Here is a 19,860-nt window from a genome sequence, read left to right on the forward strand (position 1 = left end):
GCCCGGGGCAGACGTCCGTCGCGCCGCGGCGGATGCACAGCGTGCTCATGCGAAGATGGATGCGTGAGCATGTTGGGCGGAATACCCCAGGAACACGGCGAGAAGATCGCCGACTTCGCGACGTATCCGGCGGCGCAGAAGGCGGTGTCTCAGCTCGTGGAGGCGGACATCCCGGCCCGGGACATCGCGATCGTCGGACACGGCCTGCGCTCCGTCGAGACCGTCACCGGGCGTCTCGGATACGCGGCGGCCGCGCGCTCAGGAGCCGTGAACGGCATCCTGCTCGGCCTCCTCTTCTCGGCCATCTTCGTGCTCGGCACGCCGAATGCGGCGATCCAGCTGTTCATCGGCGTCATGCTGGTCGGCATCGCGCTCGGCATGCTCATGAGCATCATCACGTACTCGATCGTCCGCCGCCGCCGCGACTACACGTCGATCACCCAGGTGCTGGCCGACCGGTACGAGGTGACCGTTCTCCCGCGCAGCATCCACCGTGCCCGGGAAGTCGTCGGCAGAACGGTCACGCCTGCCGCCGCCCATCGCGCGCCCTCGGCGCCGGTGTCCGCACCCGCTCCGGACACGAGCGCACCCCCGCAGTACGGAGAGCGCGTCGATCCGCCACAGTACGGTGAACGTCTGGCGCCGCCCGTGGAAGTGCCGACCCAACCCAGCGCCCCGCCGGCCGGAGACGCCGGTGTCCGCGACGGCGGAGAACAGGGACCGACAACGCCGGAGCGGTGATGGAGGTCGCTCTGCCGACGGGGTCCGTCGTCGTCTCGACCGCTCTTCATCAGGCGGTCGACCCGTGGGCGGTGATGGCGCTCGCGCACGGTGCCGGGGCCGGGATGGATCATCCTTTCCTGCTCGGCCTGGGCGAGGGGTGCGCGCGTCAGGGCGTCAGCGTGGTGCGTTTCGCCTTTCCGTACGCGCAGGCGGGACGCAAGATGCCGGGACCTGCGTCGCACGCGATCGCCGCCTGGGCTGCCGTCGAGGCGGTAGCGCGCCAGACGGCGCCCGGCGTGCCGTTCGTGGCGGCGGGCAAGTCCTACGGGGGACGCATGGCGTCGATGGCGGCCGCGGAGGGGGCGATCACGCCCGCGGCGCTGGTGTACCTCGGCTATCCGCTGCATCCGCCCGGCGCTCCGGAGAAGCTGCGTGCCGCGCACCTTCCGCAGATCGCGGTGCCGCAGCTGTTCGTCGAGGGGACGAACGATCCGTTCATCCATCCCCGTGAGCAGTACGATCAGGCGCTCAGCGGATGCCGAGACGCCACCACGGTCTGGATCGACGGCGCCACCCACTCCTTCGAGATCAAGGGGCGCCGCCGGCCCGCCGATCGGATCGGCGGCGAGCTCAGCGACCACGTCGTCCCGTGGCTGCGCCGGCGGCTGTGAGCGCTGTCAGCGTGTGGCGGTGTGCCCCGCGACCCACGCCTCGACCTCGTCGGCGGTGCGGGGGATGCCCGCAGACAGGTTCACGGGACCGTCGGCGGTCATGAGGATGTCGTCCTCGATGCGCACGCCGATGCCGCGGAACTCCTCCGGCACCGTCAGATCGTCGATCTGGAAGTAGAGCCCGGGCTCGATGGTGAAGACCATTCCCGCCTCCAGGATGCCGTCGTAGTACATCTCACGCCGTGCCTGGGCGCAGTCGTGCACGTCGAGCCCCAGGTGGTGGCTCGTCCCGTGGACCATGTAGCGGCGATGCTGTCCGCCGTTGTCGGCGTCGAGCGCCTCGTCGGCGGTCACGGGGAGCAGCCCCCACTCGGCCACGCGTTCGGCGATGACGCGCATGGCGGCTTCATGGATCGTGCGGAACTTCACGCCGGGCCGGGCCGCCGCGAAGGCGGCGTCGGCGGCCTCGCGGACCGTCTCGTAGATCATGCGCTGGACGGGCGAGAAGGTGCCGCTGACCGGAATCGTGCGGGTGATGTCCGCGGTGTAGAGGCTGTCGACTTCCGCACCGGCGTCGATGAGGATGAGGTCGCCCGGAAGGACGGCGCCGTCGTTGCGGGTCCAGTGCAGATAGCAGGCGTGCGGACCGGATGCCGCGATCGTGTCATACCCCTCGCCGTTTCCCTCGATGCGGGCGCGATGGTGGAAGATGCCCTCGACCGCACGTTCTCCGCGGGGCGTCTCGATGATCCGCGGCAGATCGGCGACGATGTCGTCGAAGCCGCGAGCGGTGACCTCGACGGCGAGGCGCAGCTGCGCGATCTCGTAGTCGTCCTTGACGAGGCGCAGCTCGGAGACGACACGCGTCAGTTCCGGGTCCTCATCGAGAACCAGGTCGCCGTCTTCCGCCGCGAAGTCCTCGATCGGGGCCGTGGTGAGTCCGAGCTCGCCGGCGACGCCCGCCAGGGCGGGGCGCGGACCGATCCAGAACTCCCCGATGGTCGCGTCGCTGTAGAACTCGGCGGTGGTCCGGTCGGCGCGCTCGCGCAGGTAGAGCGTCACGTCGTGGCCGGCGCCGCCCTCACGCGGGTCGAACACGAGGACCGAATCCGGCACGCTGTCGCTCGCCCAGCCGGTGAGGTGCGCGAAAGCCGAGTGGGCGCGGAACGGGTAGTCGGTGTCGTTCGAGCGCTGCTTGTACGTTCCCGCCGGCAGCACGAGACGCTGCCCGGGGAAGGCGGCGGACACGGCAGCGCGGCGCGCCGCCGTGTAGGGCACCTGCGGCCGTGGCGAGGGGGTGAGCTCGGGCCGTTCGGCCCAGCCGGCCGAGATGGTGTCGAGGAAGCCGCGCGGGAACGGCTGCTTGCGGTTCGCGTTCTCAACGGGGGTGACGTCGGTGTCGGTCGTGGCGATCGTGTCGCTCTCGCTCGTGCTCATGGCACCAGTCTCGCACCTCCTTCTGTGCGACGGAGGGCGGGCGTGAGTCGTTGCTCTTACCGTGCGGCCTCGTACTGCACGACGAGCGGACGGTGGTCGCTGCCGCTCCCGTCGAGCGAGCCGAGAACGACCGATCCCGTCGGCGTCCAGTTCGCCGTCGCCATGATGTGATCGATCGGGGTGCCGATCAGCGGCGGCAGCGACGTGGACCACGTGCCCACCGCACCCGATCCGGTGCGGGCCGCGGCATCCGTGCATCGGCCCAGGTCGCCGCCGTCGACGCCCAGACGAGCCATGTTGTCGACGGTGGCGTTGAAGTCCCCGGCCATGATCACGTCGTCGCTCGCGCACTGATTCGCGATCCACGTCAGATCGCTGCGCCAATCGTCCATGCGGTCCTGACGGGGCGCGACTGCGTGGACGGCGACGATCGTGGGGCCGCTTCCGTCCACGGGCATCGCGACGACGCTGGGGACGGCGGAGGTGTTGCTCGCTCCGTCGGAGGTGGACGCCACGACGGCGTAGTCGCCGAGGGCGGGGGAGATGAGCAGGGTCGTGGAGTTCGCGGCCCAGTCCGGGTATCCGGGACGCTCACCGTAGTTCTCGTGATGGGCCCACATCGGCGCACCCATCTCGCGCATGGCGATCGCCACGGCTTCGCCGGTCTCGATCGTCGTCTCGGGCAGAGCGACGACGTCGGCTTTCATCGCCACGGCGGTGCGGGCGATGAGATCGGCGTCGGTGGCCGCACCGGCGGTGTTCCAGGTCATGACGCGGATGCTCGAGTCCGTCGCCGGCGGAAGGCTGCCGGTTCCCACACCGCGCGCGAGCAGGATGCCGCCGTTCGCGAGTGCTCCGAGCAGGGCGATGACCGCGATCGCGCCCGCGAACGCTCGCAGCGGGCGGGCGAGGGCGAGAAGCAGACCGAGCACGAAAAGGGCCCCGAGCACCAGGACGACGACAGGGCGCAGGGACACGATCTGGGCGAACGGGAACGTCTGCTCGAGGCGGAAGAACTGTGGCCACGTGACGACCGCCGTGGCGATCGCGGCGGCCACCGTCACGAGGATTCCGAGCAGGCGCAGCACGTGTGGGACTCTACGGCAGTGCTCCTGGGAGTTCCCGGACCGTGAGCGGTGGACGCCGGTCCTGTGCGCGCCGGCGGTACGCTCGGGGCATGGTTGTCTCGTCGGCTGCGGAGTGGATGCCGCGGTTCCGCGGGCCCAGCGACCTGCACCTGCACTCCGACCATTCCGACGGCACCGAGCCTCCCGCGCGGGTGATGGCCGCCGCTCACGCCGTGGGTCTGCACACCGCGGCGTTGACCGACCACGACACCACATCCGGCTGGTCAGAGGCGGCAGAGGCGGCGGCGTCGCTCGGGATGACGTTGATTCCGGGGATGGAGCTGTCTGCCCGTCACGAGTGGCGCAGCGTCCATGTGCTCGCCTACCTGTTCGACCCGGAGCATGCGGTGCTGCGCGCACTCACCGACCGGATACGCCACTCGCGTCTGACTCGTGCGCAAACGATGGCCGAGCGCATCGGCCGGGATTACGACCTCACCTGGGACGACATTCTCGCCCAGACGACCGTCGGGGCGACCGTGGGGCGGCCGCACCTGGCCGACGCGCTCATCGCACGCGGCTACGTCCGCGATCGGGGTGAGGCGTTCGCCGGCATCCTTCACCCCGGCAGCGACTACTACGTCGACCTGTACGCGCCCGATCCGGTGACCGCGGTGGCGGCGGTGGTGGATGCCGGAGGTGTGCCGATCATCGCTCATCCGGCGGGCAGAGGGGGCTTGCTGCCCGAAGGTCTCCTGGGGCGCATGCTCGATGCCGGGCTCGCGGGCTTCGAACTCGGCCATCGGGAGAACCGGGAGCCGGCACTGGGGGCGCTGCAGACGCTCGTGGCCGAGCGGGACCTCATCGTCACCGGATCCAGCGACTATCACGGACTGGGAAAGCCCAACCAACCGGGAGAGTTCACGACCGCCGACGAGATGGTGCAGCGCATCATCGGGAGGGCGACGGGCAGTTCGCCCGTTTTCGCCTGATCTCGCGATGCAGCAACCCACACCGCTCGAGCGGCGCATCGATGCGGCCGCTCACCGCGTGCTTCGGGGCGCGCCCGACCGCGGCGCGCGCGCGACAGCCGTGGAGTTGGCCGTCTTCGTGGTCAAGCAGGCGTGGGCCTGCGTGTTCGGCTTCTCGTTGCTGGCGGTGATCGTCGCGGCCCGATTGTGGTGGCCCGACGATGCTGCGCTGGCGCGCAACGACGCGTTGACGATCGCGGCCGTACTGATCCAGATCGCGATGCTCGCGGGGCGGCTCGAAACCGGCCGTGAACTGTGGGTGATCGTGCTCTTCCACGTCGCCGGCACGGTGATGGAACTGTTCAAGACGGATGCCGGATCGTGGACCTACGCGGCCGACGGCGTGCTGCGAATCGGCGGCGTACCGCTGTTCAGCGGATTCATGTACGCCGCCGTCGGCTCGTACATGGTGCGCGTCTACCGGCTGTTCGATCTCGCGTTCGTCCGCTACCCGCCGCGGTGGATCACGACGATCGTGGCGGCATCGATCTACGTGAACTTCTTCGCGCATCACTTCGTCTGGGATCTGCGCTGGGTGCTCCTTGTCGCTGTCGCGCTGCTCTGGGCTCGGACGGTCATGCACGCGCGCGCCTGGCGTCGCACATTGAGGCTGCCGCTCCTGGCGGCCTACGCCGGCGTGGCGCTGTTCATCTACCTCGCAGAGAACATCGGCACGTGGGCGGGTGCGTGGGCGTACCCCGACCAGCTGGATGGATGGCATCCCGTCTCGATCACGAAACTGGTGTCGTGGTTCCTGCTGATGATCGTGTCGGTCGTCATGGTGACCTGGGTCTACCCGCCGCAGGCGCCGGCGACCGAGCCTGCGGGGCGGTGAACGGCCTCGGCGCGGTGCCCGAGGCGATGCGATCAGCGCGTAAGGTCAGGCTCCCGCGACAGGGGGAGCGGCGGGTGCGCCGCCGCCCGAGCCGCGGCGACGACGGCGGCGACGCGCGGGCGCGGCGTTGCCGTCGCGGTGCTCCTTGCCGGCGCCGTCGTGGGTTCCTGCGCCCTCGGCGGCAGCGGCAGCATCGCCGGTGTGCGCCGTCTCGGCATCCGCGCCCGTCGACGATCCTTCGGCGAACGTCGAGCCGATCGTCGACGACCCGGAGCGGCGACGGCGGCGACGGCGGGTGCCGGTCTCAGCGGCTCCCTCGGCCGCGGCATCGGCTGCGCGCTCGGGAGCCGGGCGCTGCGTGCGCACCGCCTCCGTCTTGGGCGCCTTCGCGATGCGGCCCTTGGTCCCCGCCGGGATGTCCAGGTCGGTGTACAGGTGCGGGCTCGACGAGTACGTCTCGACCGGCTCCGGCTGCCCGAACTCGAGCGCCCGGTTGATCAGGGCCCACTTGTGCAGGTCGTCCCAGTCGACGAAGGTGATGGCGATACCCGTCTTGCCGGCGCGGCCGGTGCGTCCCGCGCGGTGCAGGTAGGTCTTCTCGTCGTCCGGGATCGTGTGGTTGATGACGTGGGTCACGTCGTCGACATCGATACCGCGGGCGGCGACGTCGGTGGCGATCAGCACGTCCTTCTTGCCGGCCTTGAACGCGGCCATCGACCGCTCACGCGCCTCCTGGCTCATGTCGCCGTGCACGGCACCCGCATTGAACCCTCGGTCGTTCAGCTCGTCCACCAGCTTCTGAGCGGCGCGCTTGGTGCGGGTGAAGACCACCGTCTTACCCCGGCCCTCCGCCTGCAGGATGCGGGCGATCACCTCGTCCTTGTCGAGCGAGTGGGCGCGGTAGACGAGGTGCTTGATGTTGGCCTGCGTCAGTCCCTCATCGGGGTCGGTCGCCCTGATGTGGATCGGGTTGCTCATGAAGCGGCGCGCGAGGGCCACGATGGGGCCGGGCATCGTCGCCGAGAAGAGCTGGGTGTGGCGCACCGGCGCGACCTTCTGGAAGATCTTCTCGATGTCGGCGAGGAAGCCCAGGTCGAGCATCTTGTCGGCCTCGTCGAGCACGACTTCGATCGCACCGCTCAGATCGAGCAGGCGCTGGTTGTTGAGATCGATCAGGCGACCCGGTGTGCCGACGACGATCTGCGCACCGGCTTTCAGCTGGTCGATCTGGCCTTCGTACGCCTTGCCGCCGTAGATGGCGACCACGCTCGTGGAGCGGTTCTGGGTGAGCATGTCCATGTCTTCGTAGACCTGGACGGCCAGCTCGCGGGTCGGAACGACGATGAGCGCCTTCACACCCGGCGCCGGGTCGAGGCCGAGACGCTGGACGACGGGGATGCCGAAGCCGAAGGTCTTGCCCGTTCCGGTCTTGGCCTGGCCGATGATGTCCTGGCCCGGCAGCCCCAGCGGAATCGTCTGCTCCTGAATGGGGAAGGCGTCCACGATGCCCTTGGAGGCGAGGGCCTCGACGATGTCGGGATCGATTCCGAGTTCAGCGAATGTCGTCACAATACGTGCCTGTCTGGCGGTGAGAAGCCGCCGGTGAGGAAGTCCACGCCTTCTACTCATCCGCAGGCGCGGGGGTCTCGATCCATCGCCGAGACCTGACCAGCCTACCGGAGGGTGTCGTGACGACCTCGGAAGCGGCGGGTCGCATCTAGGCTGGGGGCGTGGTGACCTGGCCCTGGCAGCGCGACCGCACCGTCGCACGGACGCTGCGCGTGCGCTCTCGCGGCGACTTCGGCGACGTCCGGCGCGTCGACTTCGAAGAGCTCGCACCCGACATCGACACGTTCCTCGGTCAGGCCGCGTACCTGCAGCTCGGATACTTCGAGACGCTCAGCGAGCTGATCGCACCGACCCCCGAGCTGACGCAGAAGGAATCGATCTCGGTGGCTGCCGGAGCGGCCCTGCACAAGCACCGCGCGATCCTCGCCCTCATCCGTGAACGCGGCGACGATCCCCTCGATCTCATGCTTCCCTTCCGTGAGCCGCTCGACGCATTTCGCCGGTCGACGCACGGTGCCCGCTCCCTCGAGACGATGCTCTCGGTGCACATCACGGCGGGCATGCTGGACGACTTCTATCTGGCGCTGTCCTCCAGCTACGGCGTGACGGGCCGGCGGGTCGCGGAGATCCTGCGCGGCGACGACGACCGGCAAGCCCTCGTCGACATCATCGCGGGCGCGATCGCCGCCGATGAGCAGTGGAAATCGCTGCTCGCTCTGTGGGGACGTCGCCTCGTGGGCGACACCCTGCTCATCGCCCGCGCCGCGCTTCGTCCTCAGACCTTGGATGCCGCGGAGGAGCGCAAGGTCGAGCCGGTGTTCACCGACCTTCTCGGTGCGCACTCGCGTCGCATGTCTGCGATGGGGCTCGACGCCTGACAGAGGGGCCGCGCCGTCGGCCCGGCGAGCTCAGGAGATCTTCAGCCGCAACCGCTCGCGCGCGTCGTGGTTCGCGCGCACTCGCGTGAGGATGGCGAGGACCGCGGGTACGACGACCGCGGGGACGGCGATCGAAAGGATCCACAGCCACGGGTCCAGCGTCGTCAGACCGGCCCAGGTGAGGGCCATCCAGACCACTCCGCCCAGGACGGCACCGAGCACGGGGGCGACGGCGCTGCCACGCGAGGGGCGTCCGGGCATGAGGTAGTGCAGGACGCCGCCGTAGGCGCCGCCGAAGATGAACGCGAGCAGGATGTCCACGGTGGGATGCCGGTGCTCAGGCGACGAAGCCGACGCGCCGGGACTCTTCCGTGCCGACCTCGATGAAGGTGATGCCGGCCGTGGGAACGATGTAGGTGTTGCCCTTGACGTCGGTGAAGGTGACGAAGGACTCCGAGGCCTCGAGGGCCTTCTGGATCGTGCTTGTCACGGCATCCGCCGACTGGGCCGACTCGAAGCTGAGCTCCCGAGCGGTGTTCGCGATGCCGATGCGGATCTCCACGGTGATTGCCTCACTTCTGTTCATGACCCGCCGCCGTCGGCGGCCGGAGCGGACCGGTACCCCGGCCGCACCTCGACTCTACGACACCGGATCGGGCGCGGGATCGCGCGCAGGGCAGTGCGCCGCTCGCTGTGCGCGAACGCTCGTGTCGGTGTGTCCGGCTAGCGTGAGAGGCATGGATCGTGTGACGTGGGATGCCGCTCAGCGTGCCGTCATCGACCTTCCCGCCGACGCGTCCGGCGTCGTGGTGGGCGCCCCGGGATCGGGTAAGACCGCGACCGCGATCGCGCGGGTCGGCGCACTCGTCCGGCCGCCCGCGGGCCACACCCGCGGCGCGTTGCTGCCGGACGAGGTGCTCGTGCTGACTCCGTCTCGGACCTCCGCGACCGCGCTGCGTGATCGCCTCGCTCTCGCCGTGGACGTCGCCACGCCCGGCGCATTGGCGCGCTCGATCGTCGCGTTCGCCTATCAGATCATCCGCGCCGACGCCGTCCATCGCGGCGACCCGGCGCCCCAGTTGCTGACCGGCCCGGACGAGGATCAGGTCATCGCCGACCTCCTGGCCGGGGATTGCGAGGATGAGGCCGAGGGCTTCACCCGGTGGCCGTCCTCGCTGCCGGCCGCGGTGCGCTCCACACGGGCGTTCCGCGCGGAGCTGCGGGCTCTGCTCGCCGAGTGCGCCCAGCTCGGGATCTCGCCGGACGGTCTGTCGGACCTCGCGGCGCAGCACGGCGTCGCCGAGTGGGCGGCGGCGGCGTCCTTTTCCCGGGAGTACCTGTATGCGCGCGACCGCATGCGCGGCGCCCACCGCGACGCCGCGGGTCTCGTGCGCGAGGCACTGGGCCTGGTCCGCACGCTCCCGGCCGGAGCGCCAGGACTTGCCGCGCTGGAGCGGCTGCGGGCGATCGTGGTGGACGACGCCCAGGAGCTGACTCTCGGCGGGGTGGAGCTCCTGGAGGCGTGCCGCTCTCGGGGTGTCGCCGTGCTGGCGTTCGGCGATCCGGATGTCGGCTCGGGGAGCTTCCGCGGCGCCAGCCCGGAGAACTTCTCCCGCCTCGCAGCCGCCGGGCCGGTGCACGTGCTGGAGCGGATGCACCGCGGCACCGACGCCCATCGACGCCTGATCGCCGCCGTCACGGCCCGCATCGGAGCTGCCGGCCTCGTCGCGCACCGCCTGCGCCCTCCCACCGCCTCCGACGCGCCGACGGTCGACGACGAGAGTGTCCGTGCCGTCACCGCCCGTTCCGCGTCGGAAGAGCATGACGTGATCGCACGTCTGCTCCGAGAGCGCCACGTCCACGACGCGGTGCCGTGGTCCTCGTGCGCCGTCATCGCGCACGACAGTCGACAGGTTGCGACTCTCGAAGCCGAACTCGCCGCTCGCGAGGTGCCCACGCGCACCCGCGGGCAGCGACCGCTGGCTGAGGCCCGCGCGGTGGCGGATCTGCTGCGCATCGCACTGCTGGCGGAGCTCGATCCCGCCGGCTGGAGCCTCGAGGACGCCGTCGATGCCCTTCGCGCCGGCGGGATGGATCCGGTCGAGATCCGCCGGCTGCGTACCGCCCTGCGGCTGTCGGCGCTCGCTGCGGAGCCGCCGGCGGAGGCTGCCTCCGACGAGCGGGTCGTCTCCAGCGCCGAGCTGCTGGTCTCCGCGCTCGGTCATCCCGTCGCGTTCGCCCTGCTCGACACCCGAGAGGGTCGCCGCGCCGAGCGGATCGCGCGGACCCTGGCGGATGTCCGCGCTCACTGGGATCTCGTCCACGCGGGCGGGGCCCAGGCGCCCACCGCCCACGAGATCCTGTGGAGTGCGTGGGACGGCCTGGGTGCCGAGCGGTCATGGGTCGCCGCAGCCGAGGGGTCGGGGCCGCTCGCCGCACAGGCCGGCAGAGAGCTCGACGCGCTGGTGGCACTCTTCCAGGCCGCCAAACGTCACGGCGAGAGAGCGGACGGCACCTCACCCGGGGCGTTTCTGCGCGGCATCCTCGATTCGGACGTCGCCGAAGATCGGCTGGTCGACGATTCCCGGGCGGATGCCGTCGACATCCTCACCCCCGCCGGCGCCCTCGGAGCCGAGTACGACACCGTCGTCGTCGCCGGGGTCCAGGAAGGCGTCTGGCCGAACCTGCGGGCGCGAGGAAGTCTGCTGCAGACCTGGCGGCTGGCGCCGCTCGCCCTCGGGGGTTCCGAAACCGCCGACACGCTGGATCGACGACGCGGGGTGCTCCACGACGAGTTGCGTCTGTTCGCGCGCGCGTGCTCCCGCGCCCGCCGACGCCTCATCGTGACCGCCGTCGACGACGACGACACGGGGCCGAGTCCGCTCTTCGAGATGCTCCCGCAGGCGCAGCCCGCCGCACGCTCGGCGGCGCATCCGCTGACCCTGCGTGGGCTGGTTGCCCAGCACAGACGTGCGCTCACGGAGCGTCGAGCAGACCCCTCCACGCGACGCGCCGCCGCCGAGCAGCTGCGGCTGCTCGCTGCGGCGGGCGTTCCGGGCGCCGCGCCCGACGAGTGGTATGGCATCGCCCCCGTGACTTCCACAGCGCCGTTGCGCGATCTCACGCGCGAGGACGTGCGCGTATCGCCGTCGCGGCTCCAGACGGTGGAGGAGTGCGAGCTCAACTGGCTGCTCGCCGACCTGGGGGCGGATGACGGGGGAGCCGTCGCGGGCCTCGGCACGCTGGTGCACGCGGCGATGGAGCGCGCAACGGGCTCCGACGAGGACGCGCTGTGGGCGGTCGTGGACGCGCGGTGGAGTGAACTGGAGTTCGAGTCCGCCTGGCGCGAGCGCTCGGAGCGCGTGCGGGCGCGCGAACTCGTGCGACGACTGTCGCTCTATCTGCGGCGGTTCGAACTCGCGGGCGGAACCGTCATCGGCGCGGAACCGCATTTCGAGGTCCCGGTCGCCCTCGATCCGGCCGGCGGTCACGGTGCCATCGTCAGCGGCTACATCGATCGCGTGGAGCGCACGGCCTCCGGGGAGGTGGTGATCGTCGATCTCAAGACCGGAAAGCGTGAGCCGCAGACCGACGCGAAGGTCATCGACAATCCGCAGCTCGCCGCCTACCAGCTGGCGCTCGATGCGGGCGCCATCCCCGAGGCTGCCGGCCTCACGCCCGGCGGGGCGAAGCTGCTCGTGCTGCGCCCGTCCGCGGCCACGAAGGATTATGTGGAACCCCGCCAGCCGCCGCTGGACGACGTCGCTCGCGACGCCTTCCTCGCCCGAGTGCGGGAGGCGGCGACCGTCATGAGCGGCGCGGAGTTCTCGGCGCCGTATGAGGAGCACTGTCGCGATGATCACTCCTACGGCCTGTGCCGCATCCACACGATCAACGCGGTGAGCGCGTCATGAGCGCCGTCTCTCCGACCGCGCTCGCGGCCGCCCTCGGCCAGTTCCCTCCCACGGACGAACAAGCCCGGGTGATCGCGGCGCCCCTCGCGCCCGCGCTCGTCGTCGCCGGCGCCGGCAGCGGCAAGACCGAGACGATGGCGGGACGCGTGGTGTGGCTCGTGGCGAACGGCCTCGTTCCGCGTGACGCGGTGCTGGGTCTGACGTTCACCCGCAAGGCCGCCGGCGAACTCGCCGAGCGCGTGCACCGCCGACTGCAGCGGCTTGCGGAGTTCGAACGCCGCGGACTCGTTCCCCATCTCGAGGCCCTGCACGCGCGGGGGCAGCTGGGGATCCTCGGCGAGCTCGAGCGCAGCGGTGCACCGTCGTCGTCGCGGTACGCCGTGCTCGATGAACTCGTCGTCGCCACCGGCGCCGTCGCGGTCCCCGATGAGGTGTCGGCCGACGCGCTGCTGGAGCGGCCGACCGTCTCCACGTACAACAGCTTCGCCGACAGCATTGTCCGCGAGCACGCCGTCAGACTCGGCCGCGACGCCGAAGCCGCCGTTCTCAGCGAGTCGGCGGCCTGGCTGCTGATGCGACGTGTCGTGCTCGAGTCGGACGATCCGCGGCTGGAGGTACGCGAAGAGGCGCTGCGTTCGATCATCGATGCCGCCCTGCGCATCGCCCGTGACGCTGCTGACAACCGCGTCGACCTCGAGCAGCTCGCGCGCTTTCCCGCGCGCTTCTCGGACGTTCTGGAACGGCCATCGACGTCGGCGCGCGTCACGGTGTACGCCGACATCGCGAAAGCGCAGGTGGCCGTCGGCGCACTGGACGTCCTCGCGGATCTTGCACGGGAGTACGCCCGGCGAAAGCTCCGTCGAGGGGTGATCGATTTCTCCGACCAGGTCGCGGGCGCCTGCGAGATCGTCGAAGCGCATCCGACCGTCGGAGAGGAGTTGCGCGATCGCTATCGCGTGGTGCTGCTGGACGAGTACCAGGACACCTCCGTCGTGCAGACCCAGCTGCTCGCCTCCGCCTTTCGCGATGCGGCCGTCATGGCCGTCGGAGACCCTCACCAGTCCATCTACGGCTGGCGGGGGGCGAGCGCCGGCAACCTCGGCGACTTCGCGACGGCATTCAGCAGCACCGGTCGGGCCGAGACCTTCGCGTTGATGACGAGCTGGCGCAACAGCGTCGACGTGTTGCGCGCGGCTGACGCCGTGCTTGCGCCTCTTGCCGAGAGCGTCCCGGTCGTCGTCGAAGGCCTGCGACCTCGTCCGGGAGCGGGCTCGGGCGAGGTGGAGATCCACATCGACACCGACACCGATGCGGAGGCCGACGCCGTGGCGGACTGGTTCGCGCGTGTACGGCACGAGCGCGCCCGAGCGGGCGCCGCGACGACAGGAGCCGTGCTCTTTCGCAGCAAGAAGCACATGGTGCATTTCGCGGACGCCCTGGGCCGGCGCGGCATCCCGCACCGCATCCTCGGCCTCGGCGGGCTGCTGTCCACTCCGGAGGTCGTCGACGTGGTCGCGACGCTCCGCGTGATCAGCGACCCGCGCGCGGGTTCGTCGCTGATCAGGTTGCTCGCCGGCCCGCGCTGGGGGATCGGCGTGGCTGATCTGCGGGCATTGAGTGAGCTGTCCCGCAGGATCAGCCGTCACGACGCCGCGCTTCGGCCCTTGGAGCCCGACGTCGTGGCGCGGATGCGTTCGTCGGCGGGGGATGACCAGGGCTCGCTCATCGACGCCCTCGACTTCTTTTTGCGCCACGGCGTCGACCACGGTTGGCTGTCCGACTTCACGGCCGCGGCGCGGGAACGCCTGCGCGAGGCGGCCGCCGTCTTCGCCGGCCTGCGTCGGCAGGCGACGCTGCCGATCCCGGAGCTCGTGCGCATGATCGAACTCGAGCTCCGCCTGGACATCGAGCTCGCCGCGAATGAGGCGCGCGGTCCGGCACGCGTCGCCGGCGATCAGCTGCGCGCTTTCGTCGATGAACTGCACGGCTTTCTGGCGACGGATGACCGTGGTTCGCTGCCGAGCCTTCTCGCCTGGCTCGACCACGCCGAGCGCCTCGATGAGTTCGCACCCCGCACGGAGCCGCCCGAGGACGATGTCGTGCAGCTGCTCACGATCCACGGGTCCAAAGGCCTCGAATGGGACGCCGTGGCGGTCGTCCGCCTGGTCGAGGACGAGCTGCCCTCGCGGCCGAAGGACACGCGTGGGTGGCTCGGGTTCGGCGTTCTCCCGTACGAGTTCCGCGGCGACGCGGATTGGCTGCCCGACTTCCGGTGGGATGCCGACCGGTCCCCGACGCAGCAGGATCTCGTCGGCGCCCTGAACGACTTCGTCGCGGCCGGGCGCGCGCGCCAGCGTGATGAGGAGCGTCGGCTGGCGTACGTCGCCGTCACTCGTGCACGCGACCACCTGCTTCTGAGCGCTTCGCACTGGTCGGGCACCACGTCGCCGCGTCGCCCGAGCGCTTTCCTGGAGGAGATGGCCGCGGCCCTGGGCCGGACGCTCGACCCGGACGTCGACCCGGGCGAGAACCCTTTCGAGGGTCGCCGCCGCCTCCTGACGTGGCCGCTCGATCCCCTCGGAGCGCGGCGCGGCACCGTCGCCGCCGCCGCCGACGGCGTGCGGCGGGCGGCGGACGCCGAGCCCACCGCCGAACTCGCCCTCCTGCTCGCCGAGCGGGCGGAGCGGCAGCGCTCGGCGCGACCGGCGGCGCCCGTGCGCATCCCGGCATCCCGTTTCAAGGACTTTCTCGGCGACGCGCCGGCGCTGCGCCGTGCGCTGCCCGAGCGTCCGTATCGCCAGTCGCGCCTGGGCACCGCGTTTCATTCGTGGGTGGAGCAGCGTTCCGGCATCGTGGGGGCCGGCGTCTCACTCGAGGACGCGCTGTGGGACGACGATGACGCGAACCCCGCTGCCGACGTTCCGTCCGCCTCGACACCCGCCGACCTCGCGCAGCTGCAGGAGCGCTTTCTGGCGTCGGAGTGGGCGTCGTTACGGCCGTTGGAGGTCGAGACGGAGATCGACGTCACGATCGACGACGCTCTCGGCGACGGCCGGGCGCACGTCGTGATCTGCAAGCTCGACGCCGTCTACCGGCGCGGCGATCGCATCGAGATCGTCGACTGGAAGACGGGCCGTGCGCCGCGCACCGCCGCCGAGAGGGAAGAGCGGATGATCCAGCTGCGCCTGTACCGCGAGGCGTACCACGCCCGGCACGGCATACCGCGAGAGCAGATCGACGTGGTGCTCTTCTACGTCGCCGAGGGGCTCATCCTCCGGGACTGATGGTCGCGGTGGCGCGCGCGGCCGGCGTCAGGCCGTTCCCGTCCACCGCCGCAGCGCGTTGCGGGCGGCGGTATCGCGGTCGATGTCGTCGGCCGAGGGCTCACCGGGGGTGTCGTCTGCCACGGCATCGCCTCGACCGTCCTCGGGCGCGGAGCCGTCGTGCACGGGAATGTCGGACGTGTGCACCGGAACGCGCGTGGCTGACGCGTGTGCCGGCTGCGCCCACTCGGACATCTCGATCGCGACGGTGTCGAGGCGGCTGGTCTCGACCATGCCGGTCGCATTCTCGTCGGCGAGGAAGGTGGCGAGGGTCTCGGGGTCGAAGCTGTCGGTCTGCATCGAGGTGTCCGCGGCCTCGCCCGCTCCGGCAGGCACCCGCTGGGTCGCTGCGAGTGCCTGATCGAGCGTGACATCATCACGTGCTCGCACGGGCTCGTCGCGAACGTTGGCGTCGAGCGATTCGAGCAGTGCCACGGCGTCGCGGACGACGTCCTGCTGACCGGCCTCGTGGCCGTGCACCAGCCATATCGCGAACTCCAGCTCCGCGTGCAGCCGAGCCCGCTCGGCGAGAAGGGCATCGGGCGCGCGGTGCGAACGACGCGCGTACTCGTCGAGCACGTCGGCCTGAGCGGCCGGGGCCGAGGCCGTCCAGCGCACATCGATGGCCGGGTCCCCGACGCCGAGCGCACCCCAGGTCAGAAGGCCGGTGACGGCGGGGATGCCGTCGGCATCGTCTTCGAAGACGAAGGATGCCGGGTCCACCCCACCCAGAACGACGGTCGTCTCGAAGCGCCACAGCGGATCGGAGCCGATGGCGGTGCTCCAGCGTCGGAGCAGACCGAAGGGCAGCAGGCCCGTCGACTCCGCCCGATCGAGGAGGCGCTCGGCCTCGTCGCGCACCTGCGCAGACGTCAGCATCGGCAATCCCGCGTCGCGGATCACCGTCACCGGGAGGTCGTGAACCGCCGCGATCGCGGCGGCGAGAGCGGTGGCGACCCCCCGGCCCGCGGGCACGTGGGCGGCATCGACCCGGTAGCCGGGCAGCAGGGTCTGGACGAGGGCGCTGCGGCCATCGACCGTCGTCTGACCGAGCACATCCGGGGCGCCGAACGGCAGCACTCCACGCACCCCCGCGGTCAGCGACGTCAACGCCCGCGCCTCGGAGCGCAGATCCTGCTCGGCCTGGTCGTTGACGGGTACGCGCACCACGACTCGTCGGCCGTCGTCGAGCGTGGCGATCGCGCTGTCGTAGCGGCCGGAGACGCCCTCGGTCAGCGGCGCCACACCGACCACCGCGACGCGGGGAAGGGCCGACGTGACCGACGCGGCTAGAGTGAGTGGTGAGCGTGCCATGCCCCCAGGGTAGGTGTGCCGCGCCCCGTCCCCGTGTGCGCCACGCCCGTCGAGGAAGGTCCCGGATGTCGCCATCGGCTGAGCCGCCCGTTCCCGTTCGTCCGCCCGCTCTTGCGCGCGGCGGCATCGACCGCTGCGCCGAGGAGCGCGACGCACCGGACCTGCTTGCGCGTCTTCGCGCCGAGAGGTCGACGCGGGTGGTCGCCGTGCACGGCGATCGCGCCCCGCTCGACGGCGACGGGACGCTGCGCACCGTGCCGGTCGAGAGCATTCGTGACGGGGTGTCGTGGGCATTCCTCGGACGCGACGGCGCAGGCGCCGCGGTGCTGCTCGCGGCATCCGGCGCCGACCATGACGTTCCCCTGAGCGCGCATCCCGCCGACGGGTGGGCAGCGCTGCGGGCGGTCGGCGGAGAGATGTCGGCCACGGACGCCGGACTCCTCGTCGAGGCGGTCGCTCTGGGGCGATGGCTGGTGGAAGCGCCCTTCTGCTCCCACTGCGGTGCGCGCACCGAGGAACGTGCAGCGGGCTGGGCGCGCCACTGCCCGGTCTGCGGGCGCGAGCATTTTCCCCGCACCGACCCCGCCGTCATCGTCGCCGTGATCTCTCCGGACGGCTCGTCGTTGCTGCTCGGCAAGAACGCGCTGTGGGCGGATCGCAACCTCTACTCGACGTTCGCCGGCTTCGTCGAGGCGGGGGAGTCGCTGGAGTCGGCGATCGTGCGCGAGGTGCAGGAGGAGGCCGGCGTGATCGTCGAGGCGCTGCACTACCGGGGGTCGCAGTCGTGGCCCTACCCGCGCTCGCTGATGCTCGGATTCCATGCGACGGCGGTCAGCATGTCGGCGGCCTGCGCCGACGGCGAGGAGATCGTCGACGTCCGGTGGTTCTCGCGCGGGGAGATCCGTGGAGCGCTGCGCGGCGAGGGCGACGTGCTCCTTCCGGGCACGACATCCATCGCGCACCGGCTGATCGCCGACTGGGCGGGAGATCCCGCGTGAGCGGACGCGCACTGGAGGGCCTGGACGACGAGCAGCGGGTCGCGGCGGCGACGCTGCGCGGACCCGTGTGCGTGCTTGCGGGCGCCGGCACGGGAAAGACGCGGGTGATCACGCACCGCATCGCCCACGGCGTCGACACGGGGGCTTATTCGCCGTCGAGAGTCATGGCGGTGACCTTCACAGCGAAGGCAGCGGGGGAGATGCGCGGGCGGCTCCGCGCGCTCGGTGTCGAAGGGGTCGCCGCACGCACGTTCCATGCGACCGCGCTGGCGCAACTGAACTTCTTCTGGCCGCAGCTCGCCCGCGACACCGCACCCTCGATCATCGACAACAAGGTACGCGTGCTCGGGCAGGCCGCCGACAGCCTGGGCCTCCGCCTGGACGGCACCACCCTGCGCGACGTCGCCAGCCGCATCGAATGGCGCAAGGTCGCGATGCGCACGATCGATCAGGATGCCGCAGCGCACCCCGAGGGGCTTGGTGCCGCCCTGGATGCACCGGCGCTCACAGACCTGCAGCGCCGATACGAGAAGCTGAAGGACGAACGCCGTCAGCTGGACTTCGAGGATGTCCTGCTCGCGTGCGCCGGGATGCTGGAATCGGAGCCGCGCGTCGCGGCGGCCGTGCATGAGCAGTACCGCCACCTGACGGTCGACGAGTTCCAAGACGTCTCGCCTGTGCAGCACCGCCTCCTGGAGCTCTGGCTCGGAGACCGACGAGACCTCTGCGTCGTCGGCGACGCGAGCCAGACCATCTACTCGTTCGCCGGCGCCGACCCGCGCTACCTGCTCGAGTTCCCCGACCGCTACGAGGATGCCACCGTCGTGCGGCTGGAACGCAACTACCGCTCCGACCCGGCGATTCTCGGTGTCGCGAATGCGCTCATGCGCGGACGCCCCGGAGCCCTGGTCCTGCGTTCGGACCGATCGACGGGCCCCGTCCCGTCGGTCACCGCGTACGACGACGATCAAGCGGAAGCCGACGGCGTGGCTGCGGCGGTGGCGGCCCAGCTCGCGTCGGGCATCGAGCCGAACGAGATCGCCGTGCTGTATCGAGCCAACGCGCAATCAGCGCCCGTGCTCTCGGCCCTCGCCTCGCGCGGCATCGCTGCGACCGTCCTCGGCGGCAAGCGATTCTTCGACCTGCCCGAAGTCCGCCAGGCGGTTTCGCTCCTGCGCGGCGCCTCTGTCGCACCGACCGCGGACGGTCTGGTGCGGGCGGTGCGGGACGTGCTGCGGTCGGTCGGCTTGACCGACGACCCGCCTCCGGCCGGTGGGGCACTTCGCGACGCGTGGGAGGCGCGAGCCGCCGTGCTGCGTCTGGCCGAGCAGGCACCGGAAGACACCACCCTGCGGGCGTTCACCGACGAGCTCATCCTTCGTGGGCGCAGTCAGCACGAGCCCACTCTGCGGACGGTGACGCTCGCTACGCTCCACGCGGCGAAAGGCCTGGAGTGGGATCACGTCCACCTCCTCGGGCTCGCGGAGGGACTGCTGCCGATCTCTTACGCCACGGGCTTCGACGAGATCGACGAGGAACGAAGACTCGCCTACGTGGGGGTCACGCGGGCTGCGCGTACCCTTTCGATGAGCTGGTCGGAACGGTCGGGATCGCGCCCGCGTCAGCGTTCTCGCTTCCTTCAGGAGATCGGCACAGGCACCGTGCGTGCGGGCGATGCGCATGCCACGTCCGCCGGACGCGCGCGGCGCTGAGCCCCACCGAGAGGCTCGACGGCGGCTCATCGGGGCGTGACCCAGAGGAATCGAGGGCGTCGCGCAGAAGCCTGCCGGTGAGGATGCCGGCTTCGATCAGCAGGCCGGGATCCGTGCGTACCGGATCGCGACCGAGCAGCTGCGCAGCAAGGAGCGGCCACTGCGGGTCTTCGGCGGTGCGACGCGCGTGCTCGCACGCGGTGCACGCCGTCACGCCGGGGACGACGACGGGTCCGACGTGCACGCGGTCGCCGGCGAGTTCGATCGGGATATGGGTGACGTCGGCACGCATGAGCCGCGCGGCACGGCGCGGCTCGATGAGCCGGTCGGCGACGACGATCACCGGCACCCCCTGCTGCGGCGCGTCCACGGCCCAGGTGTCGACCGA

The 19,860-nt window shown here is 71.0% G+C and carries 15 protein-coding genes; 9 read left to right on the plus strand and 6 right to left on the minus strand.

Annotated elements, in window-relative coordinates; all coding sequences use genetic code 11:
* Positions 1-69: 69 nt before the first annotated feature.
* Together ACT53O_RS05445 and ACT53O_RS05450 are read left to right on the plus strand one after the other, a co-directional pair.
* Positions 70-741: a YflT domain-containing protein gene (locus tag ACT53O_RS05445; RefSeq protein WP_036315050.1), complete on the plus strand. Its 672-nt coding sequence runs from the start codon at positions 70-72 to the stop codon at positions 739-741.
* Positions 741-1,394 (plus strand): alpha/beta hydrolase family protein, encoded by a 654-nt coding sequence (locus ACT53O_RS05450; RefSeq protein ID WP_294944726.1) that lies wholly within the window; start codon positions 741-743, stop codon positions 1,392-1,394. The genes ACT53O_RS05445 and ACT53O_RS05450 overlap by 1 nt, the downstream gene beginning before the upstream one ends.
* A gap of 6 nt (positions 1,395-1,400) precedes the next feature.
* On the opposite strand, the gene ACT53O_RS05455 is transcribed toward ACT53O_RS05450, so the two are convergent.
* Together ACT53O_RS05455 and ACT53O_RS05460 are read right to left on the minus strand one after the other, a co-directional pair.
* A complete protein-coding gene (locus ACT53O_RS05455; protein WP_476151549.1) occupies positions 1,401-2,831 on the minus strand; it encodes an aminopeptidase P family protein in 1,431 nt (476 codons plus the stop codon).
* 56 nt (positions 2,832-2,887) lie between these two features.
* Entirely contained in the window at positions 2,888-3,919 is a 1,032-nt protein-coding gene (locus ACT53O_RS05460) for an endonuclease/exonuclease/phosphatase family protein (RefSeq protein WP_347417203.1), read from the minus strand.
* A gap of 89 nt (positions 3,920-4,008) precedes the next feature.
* Between ACT53O_RS05460 and ACT53O_RS05465 the strand changes: the two genes are divergently transcribed.
* Both ACT53O_RS05465 and ACT53O_RS05470 read left to right on the plus strand, forming a co-directional pair.
* Positions 4,009-4,890, plus strand: a complete 882-nt coding sequence (locus ACT53O_RS05465) for a PHP domain-containing protein (protein WP_135949045.1) — start codon at positions 4,009-4,011, stop codon at positions 4,888-4,890.
* A gap of 7 nt (positions 4,891-4,897) precedes the next feature.
* Complete coding sequence (locus ACT53O_RS05470) at positions 4,898-5,764, plus strand: DUF817 domain-containing protein (RefSeq protein ID WP_036315061.1); 867 nt, start codon at positions 4,898-4,900, stop codon at positions 5,762-5,764.
* A 45-nt stretch (positions 5,765-5,809) separates the two neighbouring features.
* On the opposite strand, the gene ACT53O_RS05475 is transcribed toward ACT53O_RS05470, so the two are convergent.
* Positions 5,810-7,333 carry a DEAD/DEAH box helicase gene (locus ACT53O_RS05475; RefSeq protein WP_036315063.1) on the minus strand — a complete coding sequence of 508 codons (1,524 nt, stop codon included), beginning with the start codon at positions 7,331-7,333 and terminating at the stop codon, positions 5,810-5,812.
* Positions 7,334-7,494: 161 nt separating this feature from the next.
* Here ACT53O_RS05475 and ACT53O_RS05480 point away from each other — a divergent pair, with 161 nt between their 5' ends.
* A complete protein-coding gene (locus tag ACT53O_RS05480; RefSeq protein WP_036315065.1) occupies positions 7,495-8,211 on the plus strand; it encodes a ferritin-like fold-containing protein in 717 nt (238 codons plus the stop codon).
* 30 nt (positions 8,212-8,241) lie between these two features.
* Here ACT53O_RS05480 and ACT53O_RS05485 read toward each other — a convergent pair whose 3' ends face one another.
* Together ACT53O_RS05485 and ACT53O_RS05490 are read right to left on the minus strand one after the other, a co-directional pair.
* The gene (locus ACT53O_RS05485; protein WP_036315068.1) at positions 8,242-8,532 is read right to left on the minus strand and encodes a hypothetical protein; all 291 of its coding nucleotides are present in this window, start codon (positions 8,530-8,532) and stop codon (positions 8,242-8,244) included.
* A 16-nt stretch (positions 8,533-8,548) separates the two neighbouring features.
* Positions 8,549-8,773: a DUF3107 domain-containing protein gene (locus ACT53O_RS05490; RefSeq protein WP_036315071.1), complete on the minus strand. Its 225-nt coding sequence runs from the start codon at positions 8,771-8,773 to the stop codon at positions 8,549-8,551.
* A 175-nt stretch (positions 8,774-8,948) separates the two neighbouring features.
* Here ACT53O_RS05490 and ACT53O_RS05495 point away from each other — a divergent pair, with 175 nt between their 5' ends.
* A complete protein-coding gene (locus ACT53O_RS05495; RefSeq protein ID WP_476151550.1) occupies positions 8,949-12,125 on the plus strand; it encodes a PD-(D/E)XK nuclease family protein in 3,177 nt (1,058 codons plus the stop codon).
* Positions 12,122-15,409, plus strand: coding sequence for an ATP-dependent DNA helicase (locus tag ACT53O_RS05500; protein ID WP_476151551.1), 3,288 nt, complete (start codon positions 12,122-12,124; stop codon positions 15,407-15,409). The genes ACT53O_RS05495 and ACT53O_RS05500 overlap by 4 nt, the downstream gene beginning before the upstream one ends.
* A gap of 27 nt (positions 15,410-15,436) precedes the next feature.
* Here ACT53O_RS05500 and ACT53O_RS05505 read toward each other — a convergent pair whose 3' ends face one another.
* A complete protein-coding gene (locus ACT53O_RS05505; protein WP_476151552.1) occupies positions 15,437-16,762 on the minus strand; it encodes a phosphotransferase in 1,326 nt (441 codons plus the stop codon).
* Positions 16,763-16,827: 65 nt separating this feature from the next.
* On the opposite strand from ACT53O_RS05505, the gene nudC reads away from it, so the two are divergent.
* Together nudC and ACT53O_RS05515 are read left to right on the plus strand one after the other, a co-directional pair.
* A complete protein-coding gene (gene nudC, locus ACT53O_RS05510; protein WP_036315091.1) occupies positions 16,828-17,760 on the plus strand; it encodes an NAD(+) diphosphatase in 933 nt (310 codons plus the stop codon).
* Positions 17,757-19,472: an ATP-dependent helicase gene (locus ACT53O_RS05515; RefSeq protein ID WP_036315094.1), complete on the plus strand. Its 1,716-nt coding sequence runs from the start codon at positions 17,757-17,759 to the stop codon at positions 19,470-19,472. Before nudC ends, ACT53O_RS05515 begins: the two co-directional genes overlap by 4 nt.
* Positions 19,473-19,860 lie beyond the last annotated feature (388 nt).

It is taken from the genome of Microbacterium sp. DMC48, assembly GCF_056313825.1.